Raw genomic sequence first — 25,269 nt, forward strand, 5'->3', positions numbered from 1 at the left:
TTATAATTTAGAAAAATGAGAAAAAAGAAAGTAGGAGATCTATGAATCTAGAGCAACTTCGCCGGGAGATTGATTCTGTTGATGCTCAGTTAGTTATTTTATTAGAGAAACGAATGGACTTGGTTAATCAGATTGCGGCATATAAAAAACGCGAACAGATTGACGTTTTAAATCGGAAGCGGGAGACAAGTATTTTAGAAATGGTTTCAACGAATATTCAAAATGCTGATTATGAAAAAACGATTTTAGAGACCTTTGAGTCTATTATGACCCATTCTCGCCTTTATCAATACCAGAGGTTAGCTAATGATAAAGACTAGCATAGGTACAAAACTTAAAAAACAAGAACTCATATTTTTAAGCCTATTTGCCATTCTTATCGGTCTTCTTGTGGGCCTTTTAGATTTTGTTTTTGGAAAAGGTCTACTTATACTGTCGGCTTATAGGGATACTCATTTTTTATACTTAATTCCTTTTTTAGCAGTTAGTGGCTTGTTTATTGTCTATCTTTATGACCGTTTTGGAGGAAAAGCTAAGGCTGGTATGTCTTTGCTTTTTGAGGTTGGTCACGGAAAAGAAGAGACAATTCCTCTTGTATTAATTCCTCTCGTCCTATTGTCAACTTGGATAACGCATTTATTTGGCGGAAGTGCGGGGAGAGAAGGTGTGGCTGTCCAAATAGGAGCTAGCTTAGCACATTATTTTTCAAAATTCAGTCAGTTTAAAAGTGCGTCTCGTCTTTATTTGGTGGTCGGTATGTCAGCTGGATTTGCTGGCTTGTTTCAAACGCCTATTGCAGCAGTTTTGTTTTCCTTAGAGTTGTTATTACTGGATCATGTTTTTTTCAGAGCTCTTATACCAGCAACGCTCGCAGCTTTTACAGCTTCGATGACAACCCACTTCCTAGGTTTAGAGAAATTTTCAGTACTTTTAAAAGAGCCTCCAGTACTAAGCCTAGACCTCTTTCTTAAAATGATAATACTGGGTTTATTATTTGGGATGGTAGGAAATATCTTCGCTGTCAGCTTAGCACACCTTAAAATCTATTTCTCACGCATTTTAGGGAACCCCTATCAACGCATTATGGTTATTGGATTCTTATTATCCTTGCTTTTAATCTTCTTACATTTTGGACGCTATAGTGGTCTTGGAACAAATTTAATAGCTGCGGCTTTTGGTGAAAAGCAGGTCTTGGCTTATGATTGGTTCTTTAAACTTGTACTGACTGTGGTGACGATTGCAGCTGGATTTCAAGGAGGGGAGGTTACTCCCTTATTTGCCATTGGGGCCTCCCTTGGCGCAGCGTTAGCTCCCTTTTTTGGATTGCCGATTGAAATGGTTGCTGCCCTTGGTTATGTTTGTGTTTTTGCCAGTGCGACAAATACTTTTTTTGCGCCCCTTTTTATTGGCTTTGAAGTTTTTGGTTCGGAATATTTTGTTTTTTTCTTTCTAGCGCTTGTGTTTGCTTATAGTCTCAATCGTAACTATAGTATCTATAGTAAGCAGGAAAGACTGATTTTGTAAAGAAATTATCTTTACAAGTCTAGTGAAATATGCTAAAATATGCTTTGTGTGTGATGGACACATAGAAATTACGGCTAATCCGCTTAGACTGTCATCAGGTTGCTCTAAAGATTAGTAAGATAGGAGAATAAAAAATGAATCCATTAATCCAAAGTTTGACTGAAGGTCAACTTCGTACTGATATCCCTGAGTTCCGCGCTGGTGACACTGTACGTGTTCACGCAAAAGTTGTCGAAGGTACTCGCGAACGTATCCAGATCTTTGAAGGTGTTGTTATCTCTCGTAAAGGTCAAGGGATCTCTGAAATGTACACTGTTCGTAAAATTTCAAGCGGTATCGGTGTTGAACGTACTTTCCCAATCCACACTCCACGTGTAGATAAAATCGAAGTTATCCGTTATGGTAAAGTTCGTCGTGCTAAACTTTACTACTTACGTGCATTACAAGGTAAAGCAGCACGTATCAAAGAAGTCCGTCGTTAATCTAAGATACTAAAGGTATCTAGAAGTCGATAGAAAAATAGAAAAACTGCCTCGTGACTATGTCACAGTGGCAGTTTTTCTATTTTCGAGGTCTCAGCCTGGGTTTAATTATTAGAATGCAAGGGTCGTCAAGATAGCAAAGCGAAAAATAGGAAGCTTGACGAAAAGGCAAATGGCTATAGGAAAGACCATCTTTTTGCATAGCTCTTAGGCCGTGCTTAATTTTGACAAGGATATCATCTGAGAAGATGGGCTTTTTTGACCAGGTACTCAAAAAATGAAAGACCGAGATTGTCAAAATGAACAGTTACACTTTTTAATCCTTGCAGCTAGTGATTACACCGTTTTAGGTCAGGTGCATTTCTTATCGTTTTCTCAAGTGGTTAGCTCGACTACGATTTGGATAATGATGTCTTTTGAAGGAGCTTTTTTTGTGTGGTAAAGGCCGCCAAGTCAGCAAAGGAAATGCTATCTTAATAAATGCTTTGAAAGAAAACATAATTTGTTGGTATTAGCTATATGATCAGCTTATTATCCTTTCTAGAAATTATTTGCTATACAGAGCTGTTCTAAAGAAAAATTGGTTTTGACATAACTTTTTAGGTGTCTGAGCTTAACTCCTATGATAGAATAGTAGTATTACTTAATAGTAAAGGAAATCCTATGCCTTCAAAAAACTTGACACCACCAATCGTCATGTCTGATTTACGTAAGGAAATCATCCGTATGCCGGAAGTGATCCAAGAATGTTCTGGAATTTTTATTTATGGTCGTCGGATACGGTCAGTCTTATTTAGTACAGATGTTTCTATTATTGCGAATAGCGATGCTGATGCAGTCTTAGCGGTTTATCCTTTCACCCCTCACCCTGCCATTTTAAAAAGTATCATGATTGCTTCATCAGTACCCGTTTTAGCAGGTGTTGGTGGTGGTCTAACCACAGGATTTCGTTCAGCAAATATGAGCCTTTTTTCAGAATCAGAAGGAGCCTATGCAGTAGTTGTTAACGGGCCTACAAAGGTTGAGACTATCCGTGATATTGAAGATTTTATTGATATTCCTATTATTTATACGGTGGTATCAGAGTATTCTGATATTAGAGGTCGTATCGCAGCAGGGGTGGATATTTTAAATGTTTCTTGTGGACCAGATACCCCTCAAGTTGTTCGTAAAATCAGACAGTCATTTCCTGACATACCGATTATGGCAACGGGTGGTCCTACAAATGAAACCGTCAAAGCTGTTATTGAAGCTGGGGCCAATGCGGTTACCATCACGCCACCGACCAATGGTGAGCTTTTTAAAAAGAAAATGATGGCCTATCGAGAAAGTCACCAAGATTAAAGATTTAATCTTGCAATTCCGGATTTTCTAGGCTACAATAGATAAAGGTATATTGCCTTAGGCTCCTTAGTTCAATGGATATAACAACTCCCTCCTAAGGAGTAGTTGCAGGTTCGATTCCTGCAGGGGCCATCTGTGAAAATTGTTAATAGTGACCAAATTTTTGGTCCTTTTTTCATTTTTTCAGGTTGAGGAAATGTTCTCTCCACACCTCTAATGTAAAGTGGTTCGATAATATAGAAAGTAGGATAGAATGGCATATCATAAGAGAAGCCTTGATCATAAAATTGACTATGGTATTATCACTCCCGTTTTTTGTTTACTAGTGATTGGTCTTCTGGCTGTTTACGTGGCAACCTACCATGACTATCCTAAAAATCTGGCTAAAGTTATGGTCCAGCAACTCTTATGGATCGGTTTTGGTTCCTTATTTGCTTTTGTTCTCATGTTTTTTAGTACGAAGTTTCTATGGAAGCTGACGCCTTTTCTCTATGCCTTAGGACTTGTTTTGATGGTTTTACCATTATTGTTTTATAGTCCTCAGCTAGTAGCTGCTACTGGTGCTAGAAACTGGATAACGATTGGCTCCGTAACCCTTTTTCAACCGTCAGAATTTATGAAAATTTCTTATATTCTAGCTTTAGCTCGTCTAACCGTATGGTTTAAGGGGAAAAGTAAAAGGTTAACCTTTAAAGATGACTGGAAACTTCTAGGCTTGTATCTTTTCTTAACCCTGCCTGTGATGGTCTTATTAGGTTTGCAAAAAGATTTGGGGACAGCCATGGTTTTTTTGGCTATCTTGGTCGGAGTTGTCTTAATCTCAGGTATTTCTTGGTGGCTTATTTTACCGATCACTTTTGGTGTTTTAGTAGCCATTATCGCTTTTTTTCTAATTTTCACTTTTCCTCAAGGCAAGGACTTTTTCTTCAAGATAGGAATGGATGCCTATCAAATTAATCGTATCTCTGCCTTCTTAACGCCATTTGAATTTTCTGAAACGATTGCTTACCAGCAAACGCAAAGCATGATTTCCATAGGAACTGGGGGGATTTTTGGGAAGGGTTTTAATCACTTAGATTTGCCGGTTCCTGTAAGAGAAAGTGATATGATTTTCACTGTGATTGCTGAAAATTTTGGCTTTATTGGATCTGCAATTTTGTTAATGCTCTATCTTCTTTTAATATATAGAATGTTGAAAGTGACATTTGAATCCAATAATCTCTTTTATACTTATATTTCAACTGGTTTTATTATGATGATTCTCTTCCATATTTTTGAAAATATTGGTGCTGCTATTGGGATCTTACCACTAACGGGTATTCCTCTGCCTTTTATTTCACAAGGGGGCTCTGCTTTAATTTCCAACCTCATTGGTGTGGGTTTGATTCTATCGATGAATTATCAACATATTTTGGCGGGCGAAATTGAAAGTGAACAACAATTAAGAAGAAGTTATCGTTACGACTACTAAAAATAGGGATTGTCTGTCTTACTTTTTTGTAATGACTAGACAATCCTTTTATTTTACTTTCATACTATAAAATAGGGGTAAAATATGTTATAATTAGGGTTATGAATTACGATGATTACATTTGGGACTTAGGTGGAACTCTTTTAGATAATTATGAGACCTCGACCCAAGCCTTCGTGGAAACTTTGGCTGCTTATCATCTTCCTGGGAGCCATGATGCTGTTTATGCTAAACTAAAAGAGTCAACAGAAGCTGCAGTTAGCTACTTTGCACCTTTTGAGAGTCAATTTCTTAATGATTATAAATTAAATGAAGCAGAGGCCTTGGCCAATCCCATTTGGCGTGATGGGGCTAAAGAAATACTCAAAAAGATAGTGCAAGATGGGGGACGTAATTTTTTAGTCTCTCATCGTGATAATCAAGTCTTAGATCTCTTAAAAGAAGCTCATTTAGAACAGTATTTTACTGAGATTGTGACCGCAAATAATGGTTTTGCACGTAAACCTAACCCTGAAAGTATTCTATACTTAAAAGAAAAATACCATATTCGCAATGCTTTGGTCATTGGAGATCGCCCCATTGATTGCCAAGCAGGACAAGCCGCAAATTTTGATAGTTTGCTTGTTGATGAAAATAAGTCATTATTGGAGATAGTAAATTAAATGATTGAAGAAAACAAACCGTTAGAAGACAATGTACAAGAATATGACGCCAGCCAAATTCAAGTTTTAGAAGGATTAGAAGCTGTTCGTATGCGTCCAGGAATGTATATTGGATCAACTTCATCTGAAGGCTTGCACCACCTGGTTTGGGAGATTGTCGATAATTCTATTGATGAGGCCTTGGCTGGATTTGCTAGTCATATTGAGGTTATTATTGAAGAAGACAACTCCATCACTGTTGTTGACGATGGCCGTGGGATTCCCGTAGATATCCAAGCTAAAACAGGACGGCCAGCAGTCGAGACAGTATTCACTGTGTTACATGCCGGGGGTAAGTTTGGCGGTGGTGGTTATAAAGTCTCAGGTGGTTTGCACGGTGTTGGTTCATCAGTAGTTAATGCACTATCAACTCAATTAGATGTTCGCGTTTATAAAAATGGTCAAATCCATTATCAAGAATTCAAACGTGGTGTCGTTGTTGATGACCTGACAATTATTGGCGAAACCGAATTAACGGGGACGACGGTCCATTTCACACCGGATCCAGAGATTTTTACAGAAACGGTTATTTTTAATTTTGATAAACTTGCTAAGAGAATACAAGAACTTGCTTTCTTGAATCGTGGTTTAAGAATATCAATCTCAGATAAACGTAAAGGCATGCAACAAGAAAAGGATTTCCACTATGAAGGTGGCATTGGTTCTTATGTTGAATACCTCAATGAAAAAAAAGATGTCATTATTGAAACTCCTATTTACACAGACGGAGAGATGGACGGAATTGCTGTCGAAGTTGCCATGCAGTATACTACTGGTTACCATGAAAACGTCATGAGTTTTGCTAATAATATCCATACCCATGAAGGCGGGACACATGAGCAAGGTTTCCGAACTGCTTTAACTAGAGTAATCAATGACTATGCTAAGAAGAATAAGATTCTAAAAGAAAATGACGATAATCTAACTGGTGAAGATGTTCGTGAGGGCTTAACTGCGGTTATCTCTGTTAAACACCCCAATCCACAGTTTGAGGGCCAAACAAAAACAAAACTGGGAAATTCTGAGGTTGTCAAAATTACAAACCGTTTGTTTAGTGAAGCCTTTCATCGTTTCTTATTAGAAAACCCTCAAGTTGCTAGAAAAATTGTTGAAAAAGGTATTCTAGCCTCTAAGGCAAGAATAGCAGCAAAACGTGCACGTGAAGTAACGCGTAAAAAATCAGGTCTAGAAATTTCAAATTTACCAGGAAAACTTGCGGACTGTTCCTCTAACGATGCTAGCCAAAATGAACTTTTTATCGTCGAAGGGGACTCAGCTGGTGGTTCTGCTAAATCTGGACGAAATCGGGAATTTCAAGCTATTTTACCTATTCGCGGTAAGATATTAAATGTTGAAAAAGCGACGATGGATAAGATTCTAGCTAATGAAGAAATTAGAAGCTTGTTTACGGCTATGGGAACGGGTTTTGGAGCTGATTTTGATGTAAGTAAAGCAAGATATCAAAAATTAGTTATCATGACAGATGCCGATGTGGATGGTGCTCATATTAGAACCTTACTCTTGACCTTAATTTATCGCTTTATGCGTCCTGTTCTTGAGGCTGGTTATGTTTATATCGCTCAACCACCAATTTATGGTGTCAAAGTTGGTAATGAAATAAAAGAGTATATTCAACCAGGTGTTAACCAAGAAATACAATTACAAGATGCTTTAGAAAAATATAGTAGCGGTCGGTCAAAACCCTCGGTTCAACGTTATAAAGGTCTAGGAGAAATGGACGATCATCAATTATGGGAAACAACCATGGATCCTGAAAACCGTTTAATGGCAAAGGTAACGGTTGATGATGCTGCTGAAGCTGATCGAGTTTTTGATATGTTAATGGGTGATCGTGTTGAGCCAAGGCGTGAATTTATTGAAGAAAATGCAGTCTATAGTACGCTTGATATTTAGTGAAATATCCTTTGAAAACCACTTTAAAGTATGTTATAATCGAAACGTTATAATGTATTTTTGATAAATTTTAATAAAGTAGCGAACTATCACTAAATCCAGAACTGAATTTAATAAAAAGTGATCACACCGCATAAAATAAGGAGATTAAGATGTCAAGCGGAATTATTTTGCTCATTGTAGCTATAGTCCTACTTGTGATTGTTGCCTATTTAATAGGCATCATTATTAGAAAACGTAATGAGTCATTGATTAGTAGTCTAGAAGACAGAAAAGTAGAACTATTTGGCTTACCTGTAAATGATGAAATTGAAGAAGTCAAATCCTTACATTTGATTGGTCAAAGTCAAACATCTTTTAGAGAATGGAACCAAAAGTGGGTTGATCTAACCCTCAATTCTTTTGCTGATATTGAAAATCATCTGTTTGAGGCTGAGAAATTGAATGATACTTTCAATTTTATTCGCGCCAAGCATGAAATTAACAATGTCGAAAGCCAGCTAAACTTGGTGGAAGAAGATATTCAGTCTATCCGCGAAGCTTTAGATATCCTAAAAGAACAAGAAGAAAAAAATAGCGCTCGAGTAACACATGCTTTAGATTTATATGAAAACCTTCAAAAATGGATTTTAGAACATGATGACAAGTTTGGCTCAACTAAGCCTGAGATTGATAAGCAGATGAAAAATATTGAGACCGAGTTCTCACAATTTGTCACTTTAAATTCTTCTGGCGATCCTGTTGAGGCTTCTGAAGTGCTTGATCGAGCGGAAGAGCATACGATTGCCCTTGGTCAGATTACAGAACAAATTCCGGCGATTGTTGAAAAGCTTGAAACAAATTTCCCTGATCAATTAGATGATCTCGAATCAGGTTATCGTCGTCTGTTAGAAGAGAACTATCACTTTGCTGAGACAAATATTGAGGCTCGTTTTCAAGAAATTAGGGAAGCTATTCGGACCAATTCTTCTGATTTAGCTAGTCTTGATTTAGACAGTGCAAGGGAAAATAATGATCATATCCAAGAACGTATTGATTCATTGTATGATTTGTTTGAACGGGAAATAAAAGCACATAAACAAGTCGTAAAAGACAGCAAAATCCTTCCTTCCTACTTGGCACATGCTAAAGAAAATAATCATAAACTTGCTGATGAAATGACACGTTTATCACGTAAGTATATCATCAATGAAAACCAAACTTTAAATGTAAAAGCTTTTGAAAAGGATATCAAAGAAGTTGAAGAAAATGCTCTTGAACTGGCAAACGATATCTCGAATCAGGAAGTTCCATATTCGGAATTGCAAGTTCTTTTTGAAAAATACTTGAAAAAACTTGGAGCTGTTGAGGCAGGTCAAATTGAAGTTTTTGATTCTATCAAGGATATTGAAGCCATTGAAGTAAAAGCACGTAAAGATGCTGATAAGTTTGTGGCTCACCTTCATATGATTAAGCGTTTTATAGAAAAGCGCAACTTACCTGGGATTCCTCAGGATTATCTTAATGTCTTTTTTACAACTTCAACACAACTGGAAGCTCTAATGGATGAATTAAGTAAAGGTAAAATAGATATTGAGGCTATTGTGCGTCTATCTGATATTTCAAGTGCTTCAATTGCAAATTTGGAAGAGTACACTTACCAAGTTGTTGGAAATGCTACTTTAACAGAACAATTACTACAATATTCTAATCGTTATCGTAGTTTTGAAGCTGGGGTACAATCTTCCTTTGAAATAGCTATGCATTTATTTGAGGTTGAATATGATTACCAAGCCTCCTTTGATGAAATCTCTTATGCACTAGAAACCGTTGAACCCGGCGTTACTGACAGATTTGTGAATTCTTATGAACGAACAAAAGAACGGATTCGATTTTAAAGTTTGAGCATCTTGCTCGAACTTTTTTAAATGCCCTTTAATTATATTTTCTATAAATAAAATCAGAATTTGCAAGCCTAGAGCATGCAATTAAGGAGAAATGATGAAAGATGTAAAAGGTCTTCTGCTTATGGATGTCGACTCGACCCTAATTAAAGAAGAAGTGATTGATTTATTAGGTCAAGAAGCTGGCCTAGGTTTGGAAATTGCGGAAATCACAGATAGAGCTATGAATGGTCTATTAGACTTTCAAGAAGCATTAACGGAGCGTGTTAACCTACTAAAGGGCCTACCTACGTCAGTCTTTAAGCAGGTATATCAGCAAATTCATTTGCAAAAAGGAGCTAAAGAATTAGTTGACCTTATGCATGCTAAGGGATTTAAAGTGGGGGTGGTTTCTGGAGGCTTTCACGAAATCATTGATCCTTTGGCACAAGAATTGAAACTCGATTATGTTAAAGCTAACAAATTAGAGGTTAGAGGTGGTTACTTGACAGGTCTGGTGGCTGGACAAGTTGTTGATAAAGAGGTTAAATACCAGTGCCTATTGGAGTGGGCCAAAGAAAATGATCTAGAATTAGTTGATACTATTGCCGTGGGCGATGGAGCCAATGACTTACCAATGATACAAGCAGCGGGTATAGGGGTTGCTTTTTGTGCCAAAAGTGTTGTCAAAGCACAGGCACCATATCAAATAAATAAAGCAGACCTGATGGAGTTGATTCCCTTAATTGAACAGAGAGGCCTACCAAAAGAAGAGAATTAATTTTGGATCCTTTAGCCATAGAAACATGGGGAAGGTCCAATAACCTTTTATCAAGATGATTTAGGTTTGAAACAAAAAAAGCAAGAACAAGTCCAGTACTTAGTTTTAAATTAAGATGGTATTAATTGCAGGGCTCGCAGCTAAATTTGAAATGGTTTGCCATTCTTCCAGAGGAAGACTTGAATGAGATGACACTGCTTACAATGTTAAAACAAAAGAAAAGCCTTTTAGGTACCACCATTAGCGAAACCAGTTGGCCTTAGAATATTAAAGGAACTACTAAGTTTTTTCTAAGCAGGATTTCATGCTCACTTCACCAATCCAGATCTTTACGTGTGGGAAGCTTGCTGAAATTCAGAAATGGTACGGAGTGACCATGTGACGGTAATGGTTTGATAGGAGAAGCTGTTACTAGATATGAAGAGGGGCTTTATTCAACAGGTTAATAGCAGCAACTTTGATAAAAAAGTAAAAAGAAACCAGTAGGCACTGTTTATCTCTCATTAAGATAAAATCTTAGACTGGGAAATAAAGAGTGTATGCTGATTTCTGCTTGTGGGTGATGATAATGATTCAATTGAAAGACCTAACAATAGATTGTCTGGTATCTTGAAATCTTCTGATTATTTCCCAAACAACTGTTGCCAAAAAGAGCTTTTTTGTTTGGTGTCCTCTGTATTTTGTGGTTGAGATAGAGATGAGGCAATGGAAGTTTCATCCAGATTGACAGCGTGGTCGGTATGTAAGACGATGGCAAATGGTGATTGGGCGCTTATTTCATCTACAATTGTTGTAGGGATATTTTTTTACTTGCTAATTTCATGTATGCCATTTGGTAGTCAGATTCTAATTCTGAGGACAATTTTAATGATAAAGGTGAGTATTGTTCAACCAAACTTGGCAAGAGTCGTTCAAATTCCAGCTTTGCAATATCATTTTCGATACCTTCAAGTGGTATTGTCAATAGAACTCTTTCGGCAAATGTTCCTAAATAATAACGTTGTTGGTCAGGATCTAAACGATACTCTCCGTGGGCGCTCTTTACTATTTTTTGATCTAATGAGTCCATAATATCCTCCTTAAATGGGAATAAGCTTATTATCATTATACTGATTTTTAGATTAAAAAGCTATTAAAACCTGCATTCTGAAACTTGCAGTAGCTTTCAGAAATCTAAGGAAAATCATAGGCAAAAGTTAGTGATTGTTTTCATAAGCTTGTTTTTTAAGTTGAAACTGCTTTATTTTTGTGGTATTATTAACATGTAAAATATTAAAACTCATAAGGAGAGTATTATAATGTCAATTATTACTGATGTTTACGCTCGCGAAGTCCTTGACTCACGCGGTAACCCAACACTTGAAGTAGAAGTTTATACTGAATCAGGTGCATTCGGACGTGGTATGGTTCCTTCAGGAGCTTCAACTGGTGAACACGAAGCAGTTGAACTTCGTGATGGTGATAAATCTCGTTACCTTGGTCTTGGTACACAAAAAGCTGTTGATAACGTTAACAACATTATCGCTGAAGCAATCATCGGTTACGATGTACGCGATCAACAAGCTATTGACCGTGCGATGATCGCTCTTGACGGTACTCCTAACAAAGGTAAACTTGGAGCTAATGCTATTCTTGGTGTTTCTATTGCTGTAGCTCGTGCGGCAGCTGACTACCTTGAAGTTCCACTTTACACTTACCTTGGTGGATTCAACACTAAAGTTCTTCCAACTCCTATGATGAACATTATCAACGGTGGTTCTCACTCTGATGCTCCAATTGCATTCCAAGAGTTTATGATTATGCCAGTTGGTGCTCCTACTTTCAAAGAAGCTCTTCGTTGGGGTGCTGAAGTTTTCCATGCCCTTAAGAAAATCCTTAAAGAACGTGGACTTGTTACAGCTGTTGGTGATGAAGGTGGATTCGCTCCTAAATTTGATGGAACTGAAGATGGTGTAGAAACTATCCTTAAAGCTATCGAAGCTGCTGGCTATGAAGCTGGGGAAAATGGAATCATGATTGGTTTCGATTGTGCTTCATCAGAATTTTACGACAAAGAGCGCGGTGTTTACGACTACTCTAAATTTGAAGGTGAAGGTGGAGCAGTCCGCACTTCTGCTGAACAAATTGACTACCTTGAAGAATTAGTAAATAAATACCCAATTATCACTATTGAAGATGGTATGGATGAAAATGACTGGGACGGTTGGAAAGCTCTTACTGAGCGTCTTGGCGGACGTGTTCAATTGGTTGGTGACGATTTCTTCGTTACAAACACTGACTACTTAGCACGTGGTATCAAAGAAGAAGCTGCTAACTCAATTCTTATCAAAGTTAACCAAATCGGTACCTTGACTGAAACTTTTGAAGCTATTGAAATGGCTAAAGAAGCTGGTTATACTGCAGTTGTATCACACCGTTCAGGTGAAACTGAAGATTCAACAATTGCTGATATCGCAGTTGCAACTAACGCTGGTCAAATTAAAACAGGTTCCTTGTCACGTACAGACCGTATTGCTAAATACAACCAATTGCTTCGTATTGAAGATCAACTTGGTGAAGTTGCTCAATATAAAGGTATTAAATCATTCTATAACTTAAAAAAATAAGTGCTGAATAAAGATTAGTTATTAGAAGAATATGACTAATTAGGCTTAAGGCTTAGTAGACTATAAAAAACTTGGGGAAACCCAAGTTTTTTGTGTGCTCCCATCAGTATGTTAATAATGTCCAGTAGTGAAGATCTTTCTCTAGTTTCTGATATTGGCTGGATAGTATTTAGATTACTAGATAGCAGGAAAAGCTAAGACTTTTGAAAAATTTGGTAATAGATTCTGCTACTAAAATAAAGTATGATGACTAGTGCAGTTTGTCATCGCTTTTGCTTACTTTTTGACGTTTATTCTATTCTTTTTAAGAATCTCAGGATAATGAAGTCTATTGCTCATCGGAATATCTTCAGACTGAAGTCAAAAGCCAATGTCATTAAAAGGTTTTTCTTGATGATAAGATAGTTAGGTAGCCTGGAGAGTGGGTCAAGCGGTCAGAGAAGTGGCCGTTTGAGGCATCGAAAGGAATGCCATACCTAACTCTTAAGCCTAAGGTCTAAAGATTTCTCAATGCTAGAAACTCATTGTCTCTAGTATTTTTGTTAGCCTGTCATGTACCTGTTTGTGCTCGTTTCTCTGACAAACTTTGCTATCGGAGTGGCTTAATAGTGGTATTAGTGCATGATAAAGGTAGTCGGTAGTTAGTAAAAATCTACTTTGTCTATTGTCTTTGCACTACAAAGTATGGCTTTTCTTTTTTTAATCACTCGTTTGTGGTATAATGAAAAGGTTGCCATGCAACCCTTGGTGCTTAGTTCCCTTTCGCCAAGCATATTACAAATGTTATTAGCAAAGATTCCTGATAGCATTAAAGGAGAAAATGATGAAATCTTATACTATCCGTGACTACGTTCACATTGCCTTAGTGGCTGCACTTTATGTTGTTCTGACGATTACACCGCCCCTGAACGCTATATCTTATGGAGCCTATCAGTTTAGAGTGGCAGAGATGCTAAACTTCTTAGCCTTTTTTAACAAGAAATACATCGTTGCCGTTACTATGGGATGTATCATTGCAAACTTTTACAGTTTTGGCTTAATTGATGTTTTAGTTGGTGGTAGTTCGACACTTATATTTGTCACTTTAGGGGTGCTATTATTTGAAAAGTATAAAAATGATTACTTATTTAACGGGTTACTAAACAAGGCTTTTCTTTATTTTTCCTTTTTCTTTGCAGCTTCTATGGTTACAGTCGCAATAGAGTTAGTTTTTCTTGCTAAGTTGCCATTCTTTATGACTTGGTTTACGACTGCAGTTGGTGAGTTGACGTCGCTCATCATTGGAGCTTTAATTATTAATAAACTAGCTAAGCGCATTGATTTAAGTCAATGAGCTTAGACCAAAGGCAGATTTTCTAAATAGTTTAGAGGTCTGCTTTTTATTTGTAAAGATGATAGACTCAATCACGTATTTGAAAGGAAATATGATAAAATAAAGGTATGGAAAAAAGAATTATTGAGTTAACAAATCTCTTGAATCAGTATCGACAAGAATACTATACAAATGATAACCCTACAGTAAGTGATCAAGAATATGATAAACTTTATCATGAATTGTTAGCATTAGAAACTGAATATCCCGAATTGATTCAAAAAGATAGCCCAACACAAGGAGTTGGTGGGCTTATTTTATCTGGCTTTGAAAAATATCAGCATCCTTACCCCCTTTATAGCTTACAGGATGCATTTTCGCAAGAAGAATTATTTGCCTTTGATCGACGTGTTAAATTAGAATTCCCGACAGTAACTTATGTGGCCGAGCTTAAGATTGATGGCTTGTCTATTTCCTTAGATTATAAAGAGGGAAAATTGGTGACTGGTGCGACACGGGGGAACGGTTCTGTTGGAGAAAATATCACTGAAAATATTAAAAAAATTAAAGATATTCCACAAACTTTAAAAGATCCTATTGATATCACTGTCAGGGGTGAGGCATATATGTCTAAACATTCTTTTCAGATGATTAACATCGAAAGACAAGAAAGCGGAGAAGCAGAGTTTGCTAATCCTCGAAATGCTGCAGCAGGGACTCTTCGCCAGTTAGATACCTCAATTGTGAGTAAAAGAAATTTAGCAAGTTTTCTCTATCAAGAAGCTAGTCCTAGTCAGGAAATAACCCAAGTGGCCGTATTAGACAAATTGTCTCACTTGGGATTTTCTGTTAATAAACACCGTATGGTGTCATCTTCCATGGAAGACATTTGGCAATTTATCCAAGAAATTGAGCCAGATCGTGCCCAATTGCCTTATGATATTGACGGTATAGTGATTAAGGTAGATGATCTTGCCATGCAAGAAGAGTTAGGTTTTACTGTAAAAGCGCCACGTTGGGCAATTGCTTATAAATTTCCAGCTGAGGAAAAAGAAGCTGAGATTTTATCTGTGGATTGGACAATAGGTCGAACTGGGGTTGTAACACCTACCGCTAATCTAAGGCCAGTTCAGCTTGCAGGAACCACAGTAAGCCGTGCGACATTGCATAATGTTGACTATATCGCTCAAAAAGATATTCGTATCGGTGATACCGTTATTGTTTATAAGGCTGGTGATATTATTCCGGCGGTTTTACGGGTTGTAACAGATAAAAGAAAAAATCAAGAACCGATATTAATTCCTAATCTCTGCCCATCTTGTCAAAGCTCCTTAACTCATTTGGAAGATGAAGTAGCCTTACGTTGTATAAATCCATTGTGCCCTAGCTTGATACAAAGAAGTTTAGAACATTTTGCTAGCCGAAATGCTATGAACATTGCTGGTTTAGGACCTGCAGTAGTTGAAAAACTATTTAGGGCTCAATTGATACATGATGTTGCTGATATTTATAAACTCAGTCGTGAGCAATTATTGTCTTTAGAAGGTATTAAAGAGAAGTCAGCTGATAAATTATTGTCTGCTATTGCTGATTCTAAAGAAAAATCAGCTGAAAAACTTCTTTTTGGTTTGGGTATTAGGCATGTTGGTGAGAAAGCAAGTCGTTTATTATTGGAAACATTTGGTGATATTGAAACCTTGATGCAATCTAATGAAGACGCTATTGCCCAAATAGATGGCTTGGGTCATGTTATTGCTAATTCCTTAGCTCAATATTTTGCCAAGCCAGAAGCTCAGCAATTGATATCTGAGTTGAAATGTCAAGGTCTTAATCTAACTTATTTAGGCCAAAGGGTAGACCAATCTGCGCCACTTTACGGTCTAACGGTTGTTCTAACTGGAAAATTAGAGGAGATGGGGCGTAGCGAAGCAAAGACCAAACTTGAAAAGCTTGGCGCTAAAGTAACATCTAGTGTCTCTAAAAAAACAGATGTGGTTCTTGCGGGAAGTGATTCTGGCTCTAAGTTGGATAAAGCAAGGCAGTTAGGTATTAGGGTAGAAGATGAACAATGGTTATTGGATTTATAGTGATGAGGTAAAAAAATGACAAAGCTAAAAAGAGCTAGGCTGATTTACAATCCAACATCTGGACAAGAAATAATGAAGAAAAATGTTGCGGATGTTTTAGATATTTTAGAAAGTTATGGCTATGAAACATCAGCTTTTCAAACAAGTGCAGAGCCTAAATCTGCTCAGAAAGAGGCGAGACGTGTTGCAGAAACTGGTGTGGACTTAATCATTGCTGCGGGTGGAGATGGCACCATTAATGAAGTTGTTAATGGTATTGCACCCTTGAAAAAACGTCCTAAAATGGCTATTATTCCTACCGGAACGACTAATGATTTTGCACGTGCTTTAAAGATTCCAAGGGGAAACCCTATCAAGGCCGCAAAGTTAATTGGAAAGAATCAAACGATTAAAATGGACATTGGGAAAGTGCGTGAAAAGGAGTATTTTATCAATATTGCTGCTGCAGGCTCACTAACAGAATTAACTTACAGTGTTCCAAGTCAGTTAAAGACAATGTTTGGTTATCTTGCTTATTTGGCGAAAGGGGTGGAATTATTACCTCGTGTTAAAAATGTTCCTGTTAAAATCACTCATGATGGAGGGATTTTTGAAGGAGAAGTCTCAATGATTTTTGCTGCTATCACTAATTCTGTAGGGGGCTTTGAGATGATTGCTCCTGATGCAAAATTAGATGACGGTATGTTTACATTGATTCTGGTCAAAACGGCGAATTTATTTGAGATCGTCCACCTACTTCGACTTGTCCTTGATGGGGGCAAACATGTCAATGATCGTCGAATTGAATATATTAAAACGAGTAAAATTTTTATTGAACCAAGGTCAGATAGCAGAATGATGATCAATTTAGATGGTGAATACGGTGGTGATGCGCCTATTGTCATCGAAAACCTTAAAAATCATATTACTTTTTTTGCCAATACGGATTTGATTTCCGATGATGCTTATGATATTAATGATGGGGAACCAGAGATAGAAGAAATTGCACAAAAATTTGCCCATGAAGTAGAAGATTTGGAAGAAAAAAACAGAAGGATCACGAACTAATGAAAAATGCTGTGACGATACATTTCCATTCTAGAGAAGGCAGTTATTTTGACTTCAATTTGTGGAAATGGCGTGATGGCGAGCTTGGAAAGGATGCATTTTTCACAAGTTTTGATAGTTTTGGACTTGTGGCACACTTAGACTTCGAGGCTCCTTATTTTTTAAATCATGTATATGTTATTGTAAAAAAACATTATTGGCATTATAAAACTAAAGATTATCGTATCGAAAGAGCCTATGGTCTACCTAAAACGGAAGTTTGGTTGGTAGATGGTGATGACACAGTCTATTATTCTCGGCAGGCAGCAATCGCAAGTCATTGTTACAAAAATCGTGAAGCGCATGCTTTTGATATGGCTGTTAATAGCAGAGCTTTTGACAAAAAGTGGGGCTTTTCAGGGTGGTTGGGTTTTTCCTATTCGCAAGAAAAAACAGAGTTTCGTCTTTGGGCTCCTACAGCACTAGCGGTAGAAATTGTTTTGTTTTCTTCAACCGCTGAGCATGCTAGTGTTTCAGCTGTTTACCCAATGATGCGAGGTGAGCATGAGGATAGGAATAATCATAGTCAAAACACACATGGCCTATGGTTTATCAGTCTAAAGGGTGATTTAAACTATCAAGCTTATATGTACCGTGTTCACTATCGTAAAAGGACCTTTAAGGATACACGTGATCCCTATACAATTGCTACGACAGCAAAGGGGAAACGGTCAATCGTTATTGCTCCTGAGCATTTAAGACCAGAAGGTTTTTCGGTAAAACAAAAAGAAGATGCGTGGTGGAGACTTGATAACGCCAACCAAGCAGTTATTTACGAGATGCACGTTAGAGATTTTTCGGTTTCAGAAACATCAGGAGTTAGTGTAGATAATAGAGGTAAGTTTAAGGGTCTATTTGAAGAAGGTACTAGAAATCCTTATGGGGACCCTAGTGCTTTTGATTATGTTAAAGATTTAGGTGTGACACATATCCAATTGCAGCCTCTCTTTGATCATCATCAGACCCTGCTGGAAGATGGAAGTTATGCCTATAACTGGGGTTATGATCCTGAAAATTATAATGTTCCTGATGCAAGTTTTACTAGCAATCCTGATGAGCCAGCTACTCGAATTCTTGAATTGAAAGAAGCGATTCAAGCATATCATAATGCTGGTATTAGTGTTATCATGGATGTCGTTTATAATCATACTTATTCGTCACGAGACTCAGCTTTTCAACTAACGGTTCCAGACTATTATTATCGAATGAATCCTGATGGTTCCTTTCAGAATGGTTCTGGTTGTGGCAATGAAACGGCTAGTGAAAAGGAAATGTTTCGCAAATATATGGTTGATTCTATTCTGTATTGGGTTACCGAATACAATATTGACGGCTTTCGTTTTGATTTGATGGGATTGCATGATATAGAAACAATGAACACTATCCGTCAAGTCATTAATCAGATTGATAGTCGCATCTTAATATATGGTGAGGGCTGGGATATGGGGACTGGCCTTTCTCCTCAGCAAAAGGCTATAAAGGCAAATGCTGCTAAATTACCTGGTATAGGTTTTTTCAATGATGATCAACGCAATGCTATTAAAGGTGCAGAAGTCTATGGCCATTTAGAGAGAGGATTTGTATCAGGAGCACCTACAGAAGATGTGGTAGCGAAAGCAGTCTTAGCAAGTGACGAACTTGTTCCCTACTTAAGTCCAGACCAAGTTATTAATTATATTGAAGCGCATGATAATTATAATGTAAATGATCTCTTTTGGGCACTTAATCCAGACGATGATCAAGTAACACATAGAAAACGGGTACAGTTAGCGACAGCTATGACCCTTTTGATGCAAGGGGTGTGCTTTATGCAGATAGGGCAAGAATTTTTACGAACCAAGCGAATTGCTACAAGTCAAGATGGTAGTCTAAGCCAAGAAGATTTACAACGTGCTATGAATTCCTATAATGCACCAGATGCTGTGAATCAGGTTGACTGGAGGCAAGTCACAAAAGAATCAGAGACAGTAGCATTTGTGAAAAAATTGATCCAATTGAAAACGAAAACGAAACTTTTTTCATATCAAACATTTTCTGATATTAGACAGCATGTTTATCTTGAGTCCTCCCAGCGTGATAGTGGATTTATCAGTCTTACAGTTGAAGATAGAAAGAAATATCAAGTCATTTTCACAGCTTTTAGTAAACGTTTGCAATTGAAAAATCAAAGTGCTATAATTGTAACAAATGATAAGCGCTTTCAAATTGAGACTGGTTTTATTGATCAATTGACAGCATTGGTCCTTGATATCACAGAGTAACCTGAAGCTTCAGGTTGCTTTTTGTTTTATTTTAGCCACACCTTATTATTTAGAAAAGTAAAGAAAGAGGGATTGATGGATACGGAACTAGCTTTATATACATTTGGTTTAGGTGAAAATTATCGGATTCAAGATTATTTTGGTGTTCATGAAACAGTAAGGGACGGTCAGAAAGGATTTGTTTTTAGAGTCTGGGCACCAAATGCCGAAGCAGTTTTTCTGATTGGTGACTTTACGGACTGGTTATCCCAAAAGTTGAAAATGACTAGAAATCAAGCAGGAGTTTGGGAAGTTTTTACAGATTTACCTCATGAAGGAGATATTTATAAATATCTAGTCAGACGACAAGGTGGGCAAGAAGTTGAAAAATTAGATCCGCTTGCTATTCGTTTTGAAAATAGGCCAGGAACAGGTGCAATTGTTAAGCCCTTAAAAAGTAAAAAATGGAAAGACTCTCTATGGATGGCAAGACGTAAACGACTTGGATTTAAAGAGCGTCCCGTCTCCATTTATGAAGTGCATGCTAATTCTTGGAAAAAGGATCAAGATGGGAAACCTTATCAATTTAAAGAACTAAAGGAGCACTTAATTCCCTATTTAAAAGAGATGCATTATACCCATGTTGAATTCTTACCTTTAATGTCTCATCCCTTAGGAATGAGCTGGGGATATCAGGTGATGGCCTATTTCGGTTTCGAAACAACTTATGGTAGTCCAGAGGATTTTCAAGATTTTGTTGAAGCATGTCATGCTAACAATATTGGTGTCATTCTTGACTGGGTTCCTGGCCACTTTACCCAAAATGATGATGCCTTAGCTTATTATGATGGGACGCCAACTTATGAATATGAGGATTACCATCGTGCTCATAACTATAGCTGGGGCGTATTGAATTTTGACTTGGGAAAAAATCAAGTGCAATCTTACTTAATATCTAGTGCTCTATACTGGATAGAAACATTCCATATTGACGGCATCCGTGTAGATGCTGTTAGCAACATGCTTTATTTGGATTATGATCAGGGACCTTGGCAACCAAACAGTGAAGGTGGAAATCATAACCTTGAAGCAATTGCCTTTTTAAGGAAACTGATTCAAGCTATTAAGAAGGACCATCCTGATGTCATGATGATTGCAGAAGAGGCAACATCAGATATTCCCATTACGAAATCAATTGCTGAAGGAGGGCTGGGATTTGATTATAAGTGGAATATGGGCTGGATGAACGATATTCTCAAATTCTACGAGATGGATCCTTTTGATCGGAAATATCATTTTAACTTAGTAACCTTTAGCTTTATGTACTGTTTCAATGAAAATTATATTTTGCCTTTTTCTCATGACGAAGTGGTTCATGGTAAAAAAAGTTTAATGCATAAAATGTGGGGAGATCGCTACAACCAATTTGCAGGGTTACGGACCCTATTAACCTATCAAATCTGTCATCCTGGGAAAAAATTACTGTTTATGGGATCTGAATTCGGTCAATTTTTAGAGTGGAAACACGATGATCAGCTAGTTTGGAGCAATCTTGAGGATGAGATGAACAGTAAGATGCTGGTATTTACATCACTATTGAATCAGTTTTATCTAGATCATAATATGCTGTGGCAAGATGATTATACTTATGATGGCATTGACATTATTGATGCAGACAATGCTCAAGAAACGATTTTAAGTTTTACGCGCAAAAATAAAAAGGGAGATTTTATTTTATGTGTGTTTAATATGACCCCAGTTGAAAGAAGAGGATTTTCCATCGGTGTGCCACAAGAAGGTATTTATGAAGAGATTTGGAATACAGAGTTGGAATCTTTCGGCGGTGTTTGGAAAGAGCATAATCCTATAACTGAGAGTCAAAAGGAATCCTGGAGAGATTATCAAACAACACTAACTTTTACTTTACCTGCTTTAGGAGCCAGTATTTGGAAAATAAAAAAACGTAAGTGATGCTAATTAAAGCAGTGACTAAGTTTGTTTTGGGTCCAATTGACCATGAAAGGAATACCTATGAAAAATGAAATGTTAGCTCTTATTCTTGCTGGGGGACAAGGAACACGTCTGGGCAAGTTGACTCAAAGCATTGCTAAGCCAGCAGTTCAATTTGGTGGCCATTATCGGATTATTGATTTTGCACTTTCTAATTGTGCCAATTCAGGGATTGATCATGTTGGCGTTATTACACAGTATGAACCTTTAGCCTTAAATAATCACATTGGAAGTGGTTCCTCTTGGGGATTAGAGGGGATTAACAGAGGAGTCACTATTTTACAACCATACTCAGCAACAGAAGGTAATCGTTGGTTTCAGGGAACTAGCCATGCTATCTATCAAAATATGGACTACATTGATAGTATCAATCCTGAGTATGTTCTTGTTTTATCTGGGGATCACATTTACAAAATGGATTATGACGATATGCTAAAAAGTCATAAGGATAATTTAGCCAGTTTAACAGTTGCGGTGCTAGATGTCCCTTTAAAAGAAGCAAGCCGTTTTGGGATCATGAATACAGATAACAGCAATCGTATTGTCGAGTTTGAAGAAAAACCTGAGCATCCTAAATCAACCAAAGCTTCAATGGGCATCTATATTTTTGAATGGAAGCGCCTAAGGAGTATGTTGGTTGATGCCGAAAAAAATAATATTGATATGTCTGACTTTGGGCAAAATGTTATCCCTGCTTACCTAGAAGCCGGTGAAAGGGTCTATGCTTATCACTTTAGTGGTTATTGGAAAGACGTTGGAACTATAGAATCGCTTTGGGAAGCCAATATGGAATATATTGGGGAAAACAATGCTTTGGATAGTCGGAATCGGTCTTGGAAAATTTATTCTAAAAATCATATTGCTCCCCCAAATTTTATCTCTGAACATTCAGAAGTCAAGGACTCTCTCATTGTTGATGGTTGTTTTATTTCTGGGAAAGTAGACCATTCTATTCTTTCTGCCAATGTTCAAATGAAATTAGGATCAGAAATTAAAGACTCCTTTATCATGTCTGGAGCTGTCATTGGGGAGAGAGCCAAAATCACGCGCGCCATCATTGGGGAAGGTGCTGTCATTGGCAATGATGTCGTTATTGATGGAAGTGATGAGATTCAAGTCATAGGCTATAATGAAGTAGTGGGGGTTTCAGATGAAGAGTGATAAATATTCAGCAATTTTAGGTAGTGCTATCGGGTTTCCAGAAATGGGAGGCTTGACTGATAAGCGTCCATTAGCTAATTTGCCATTTGATGGGAAATACCGTCTAATTGACTTCCATTTATCTAATCTGGCTAATGCAGGTGTTAAAAGTATTTATGGTATTTTTCGAGCAGAAAATATTCGTTCCGTCTTTGATCATATCCGTAGTGGCCGTGAATGGGGACTAAATTCTCTGCTAAGCCATTACTTCTTGGGTTTTTATAATACGAAAGAAGATTCAAAGGAGACTGATGCTAACTACTATGAACAAATTCTGACCTATCTCAGAAGGTCAGGCTCAGACCAAACAATCTATATGAGTTGTGATATCCTCTGTAATATTGAACTAGAGCAGGTTATTCACCTCCATAAGGCTAATAAACGTCATATGACGGTTGTTTATAAGAAAATGCCTCTTGCTTCCATTTCTTCTGAAAATGATATTTTAGAAATTGATGAGACGGACACTGTAATTGGTAGAAGTAGTATCAGTGAAAAAGAAGGTATCGAAAAGATGTCTGCAGGTATCTATATTGTTAATACCGACTGGTTGATAAGGGAAATGGAAAAAGAAGCTCAAAGAGAAAAGCCTCAAAAACTGCGCTTCTTGCTTCGTGATTTGACTGTCAATGAAGGTGCACTTGCTTTTGAATACACTGGTTATATGGCAAATATTCATTCTATCAAATCATACTATGATGCTAATATGGATATGTTAGATCCTTTGAAATTTTACTCACTTCTCTATTCAAATCAAAAAGTGTACACACGTGTCAAAAATGAAGAAGCTACTTATTTTGCAGAAGAGTCAGAAGTCAATAATTCACAATTTGCCTCTGGTAGTGTTATCAAAGGTACTGTTAATCATTCAATTATTTCACGAAATTGTTATTTAGAAAGTGATTCTTATATAAACCATTCTATTATTTCACCTAAAGTGACAATAGGAAAGGGTTCTAGCGTAGAATATGCAATTGTTGACAAGTCCGTTACAATTGGACCAGGTCTCCTTATCCGGGGAAAAGCATCTGATCCAATTGTTGTCGCTAAAGGGAGTCAAGTAACCGAGGATATGATTAAATGAAAATATTATTTGTAGCAGCAGAGGGAGCTCCCTTTGCAAAGACTGGCGGATTAGGGGACGTTATTGGCGCCTTACCTAAATCCCTCGTAAAACACGGTCATCAAGTTGCCGTCATTTTACCCTATTATGATATGATTGACCAGAAATTTGGGCAGCAAGTAGAAGAAGTGCTTTATTTTTACACTAATGTTGGCTGGAGAAGGCAATATGTCGGTATTAAAAAACTTGTTAAAGATCGGGTTACTTTCTATTTTATTGATAATCAATACTACTTCTTTAGGGGTCATGTTTATGGAGATTGGGATGATGGTGAACGCTTTGCCTTTTTCCAACTAGCAGCACTAGAAGCTATGGAGAAAATTAATTTTGTACCGGACTTATTGCATGTTCACGATTATCACACAGCGATGATACCTTTTTTACTAAAAGAAAAATATGCATGGATTCAAGTTTATCAGTCTATCAAAACTGTCTTTACGATACATAATATTGAATTTCAAGGGCAATTTGATCCGGCGATGCTTGGTGATTTATTTGGACTTGGCATGGAACGCTATGAAGATGGAACATTGCGATGGCATAATGGCCTTAACTGGATGAAAGCAGGAGTGCTCTATTCTGATAGAATAACAACAGTATCACCCTCATACGCTCAAGAGATTCAGACACCGGCTTTTGGGAAAGGGTTAGACCATTTGATGCGGATGGAATCTGGTAAATTGTCCGGTATTGTCAATGGTATTGATACAAACTTGATAGATCCTGAAAATGATCCTTACCTAGACTATTCTTTTTCAGTGGATGATCTTTCAGGAAAACTGAAAAACAAAACTAATTTGCAAAAGAAACTTTCTTTGCCAGTCGAAGCTGGGATACCCTTAATCGGAATTGTTTCTCGGCTAACAGACCAGAAAGGATTTGATTTGGTTGTTTCGGAACTTGAAAATCTTCTGAACTTTAATATCCAAATAGTTCTTCTTGGGACCGGTTACCAGCAGTATGAAGAAGCTTTTTCTTGGTTTGCTCAGCAATATCCAGACAAGTTGTCTGCCAATATCACCTTTGACTTAGAGCTAGCGCAACAGATATATGGGGCATGTGATCTCTTTTTAATGCCAAGTGCATTTGAACCTTGTGGTTTATCGCAAATGATGGCTATGCGTTATGGTACATTACCCTTAGTGCACGAAATTGGGGGCTTAAAAGATACGGTACAAGCCTACAATCGTTATGAAAAAACGGGAACCGGTTTCGGATTTAAGCATTTTTCAGGTTATTGGCTAACACAAACCTTACTTCTAGCTTTAGACGTTTATCATCATCATCAAGAAGATTGGAAAAAACTTCAAAGGAATGCGATGACACAAGATTTTTCTTGGGACACTGCAAGTCTTGCCTATTTAACTTTATATGATCAAGTTGTAGACCATAATTGAGAGAATACCTTTAAAATCATGGAAGGCTATTATTCGTGATTTTAAAGGTATCTTTCTTGGCTATGATAGCCTCGTTTAACCATTACCAAATTTTGTATTATCTGTCTATAACTGCTATAATAATAATGT

General features: G+C 37.3%; 18 protein-coding genes, 1 tRNA gene, 1 pseudogene and 1 riboswitch. Of the genes and pseudogenes, 19 read left to right on the forward strand and 1 reads right to left on the reverse strand.

Translation table 11 applies throughout. The annotated features are described in order from the left end of the window. The first annotated feature begins 41 nt into the window (after window positions 1-41). The 10 genes from STRPS_RS00485 (at window position 42) to serB (ending at window position 10,079) form a co-directional block, all read left to right on the forward strand. Window positions 42-320 carry a chorismate mutase gene (locus STRPS_RS00485; RefSeq protein WP_007894162.1) on the forward strand — a complete coding sequence of 93 codons (279 nt, stop codon included), beginning with the start codon at window positions 42-44 and terminating at the stop codon, window positions 318-320. Continuing rightward, entirely contained in the window at window positions 307-1,524 is a 1,218-nt protein-coding gene (locus STRPS_RS00490; RefSeq protein WP_007894137.1) for a chloride channel protein, read from the forward strand. The genes STRPS_RS00485 and STRPS_RS00490 overlap by 14 nt, the downstream gene beginning before the upstream one ends. Window positions 1,525-1,658: 134 nt before the next feature. Further along, window positions 1,659-2,006 (forward strand): 50S ribosomal protein L19, encoded by a 348-nt coding sequence (gene rplS, locus STRPS_RS00495; RefSeq protein ID WP_007894388.1) that lies wholly within the window; start codon window positions 1,659-1,661, stop codon window positions 2,004-2,006. 663 nt (window positions 2,007-2,669) lie between these two features. Continuing rightward, window positions 2,670-3,350, forward strand: a complete 681-nt coding sequence (locus STRPS_RS00500) for a hypothetical protein (protein WP_007894327.1) — start codon at window positions 2,670-2,672, stop codon at window positions 3,348-3,350. Between the two features lie 60 nt (window positions 3,351-3,410). Then, window positions 3,411-3,482, forward strand: a tRNA-Arg gene (locus STRPS_RS00505). A 121-nt stretch (window positions 3,483-3,603) separates the two neighbouring features. Continuing rightward, a complete protein-coding gene (locus tag STRPS_RS00510; protein ID WP_007894145.1) occupies window positions 3,604-4,821 on the forward strand; it encodes an FtsW/RodA/SpoVE family cell cycle protein in 1,218 nt (405 codons plus the stop codon). 101 nt (window positions 4,822-4,922) lie between these two features. After that, complete coding sequence (locus tag STRPS_RS00515) at window positions 4,923-5,483, forward strand: HAD-IA family hydrolase (RefSeq protein WP_007894405.1); 561 nt, start codon at window positions 4,923-4,925, stop codon at window positions 5,481-5,483. After that, complete coding sequence (gene gyrB, locus STRPS_RS00520; RefSeq protein ID WP_007894054.1) at window positions 5,484-7,436, forward strand: DNA topoisomerase (ATP-hydrolyzing) subunit B; 1,953 nt, start codon at window positions 5,484-5,486, stop codon at window positions 7,434-7,436. Between the two features lie 152 nt (window positions 7,437-7,588). After that, window positions 7,589-9,313, forward strand: coding sequence for a septation ring formation regulator EzrA (ezrA, locus tag STRPS_RS00525; protein ID WP_007894312.1), 1,725 nt, complete (start codon window positions 7,589-7,591; stop codon window positions 9,311-9,313). 103 nt (window positions 9,314-9,416) lie between these two features. Continuing rightward, window positions 9,417-10,079, forward strand: a complete 663-nt coding sequence (gene serB, locus STRPS_RS00530) for a phosphoserine phosphatase SerB (RefSeq protein ID WP_007894122.1) — start codon at window positions 9,417-9,419, stop codon at window positions 10,077-10,079. Window positions 10,080-10,702: 623 nt separating this feature from the next. On the opposite strand, the pseudogene STRPS_RS00535 reads toward serB, so the two are convergent. Then, window positions 10,703-11,148, reverse strand: a pseudogene (locus tag STRPS_RS00535) (DUF1694 domain-containing protein). Between the two features lie 229 nt (window positions 11,149-11,377). Between STRPS_RS00535 and eno the strand changes: the two are divergent. The 9 genes from eno to glgA all read left to right on the forward strand — a co-directional run bounded on the left by eno (window position 11,378) and on the right by glgA (window position 25,140). Beyond that, entirely contained in the window at window positions 11,378-12,685 is a 1,308-nt protein-coding gene (gene eno / locus STRPS_RS00540; RefSeq protein WP_003082749.1) for a surface-displayed alpha-enolase, read from the forward strand. A gap of 712 nt (window positions 12,686-13,397) precedes the next feature. Next, window positions 13,398-13,511: riboswitch (PreQ1 riboswitch) on the forward strand. Then, window positions 13,509-14,018: a QueT transporter family protein gene (locus STRPS_RS00550; RefSeq protein ID WP_007894302.1), complete on the forward strand. Its 510-nt coding sequence runs from the start codon at window positions 13,509-13,511 to the stop codon at window positions 14,016-14,018. (Overlaps the previous riboswitch by 3 nt.) A gap of 107 nt (window positions 14,019-14,125) precedes the next feature. Further along, a complete protein-coding gene (ligA, locus tag STRPS_RS00555; RefSeq protein ID WP_007894140.1) occupies window positions 14,126-16,084 on the forward strand; it encodes an NAD-dependent DNA ligase LigA in 1,959 nt (652 codons plus the stop codon). Window positions 16,085-16,099: 15 nt separating this feature from the next. Next, entirely contained in the window at window positions 16,100-17,131 is a 1,032-nt protein-coding gene (locus tag STRPS_RS00560; RefSeq protein ID WP_007894341.1) for a diacylglycerol kinase family lipid kinase, read from the forward strand. Next, window positions 17,131-19,431 carry a type I pullulanase gene (pulA, locus tag STRPS_RS00565; protein WP_007894156.1) on the forward strand — a complete coding sequence of 767 codons (2,301 nt, stop codon included), beginning with the start codon at window positions 17,131-17,133 and terminating at the stop codon, window positions 19,429-19,431. Before STRPS_RS00560 ends, pulA begins: the two co-directional genes overlap by 1 nt. Before the next feature lie 75 nt (window positions 19,432-19,506). After that, window positions 19,507-21,381 carry a 1,4-alpha-glucan branching protein GlgB gene (gene glgB, locus STRPS_RS00570; protein WP_007894335.1) on the forward strand — a complete coding sequence of 625 codons (1,875 nt, stop codon included), beginning with the start codon at window positions 19,507-19,509 and terminating at the stop codon, window positions 21,379-21,381. A gap of 60 nt (window positions 21,382-21,441) precedes the next feature. Continuing rightward, entirely contained in the window at window positions 21,442-22,581 is a 1,140-nt protein-coding gene (locus tag STRPS_RS00575; RefSeq protein ID WP_007894098.1) for a glucose-1-phosphate adenylyltransferase, read from the forward strand. Further along, complete coding sequence (gene glgD / locus STRPS_RS00580) at window positions 22,571-23,704, forward strand: glucose-1-phosphate adenylyltransferase subunit GlgD (RefSeq protein ID WP_007894150.1); 1,134 nt, start codon at window positions 22,571-22,573, stop codon at window positions 23,702-23,704. The genes STRPS_RS00575 and glgD overlap by 11 nt, the downstream gene beginning before the upstream one ends. After that, the gene (glgA, locus tag STRPS_RS00585; RefSeq protein ID WP_007894124.1) at window positions 23,701-25,140 is read left to right on the forward strand and encodes a glycogen synthase GlgA; all 1,440 of its coding nucleotides are present in this window, start codon (window positions 23,701-23,703) and stop codon (window positions 25,138-25,140) included. Before glgD ends, glgA begins: the two co-directional genes overlap by 4 nt. Window positions 25,141-25,269: the final 129 nt, after the last annotated feature.

This window comes from Streptococcus pseudoporcinus LQ 940-04, assembly GCF_000188035.1.
GTDB classification, from domain to species: Bacteria; Bacillota; Bacilli; order Lactobacillales; family Streptococcaceae; genus Streptococcus; species Streptococcus pseudoporcinus.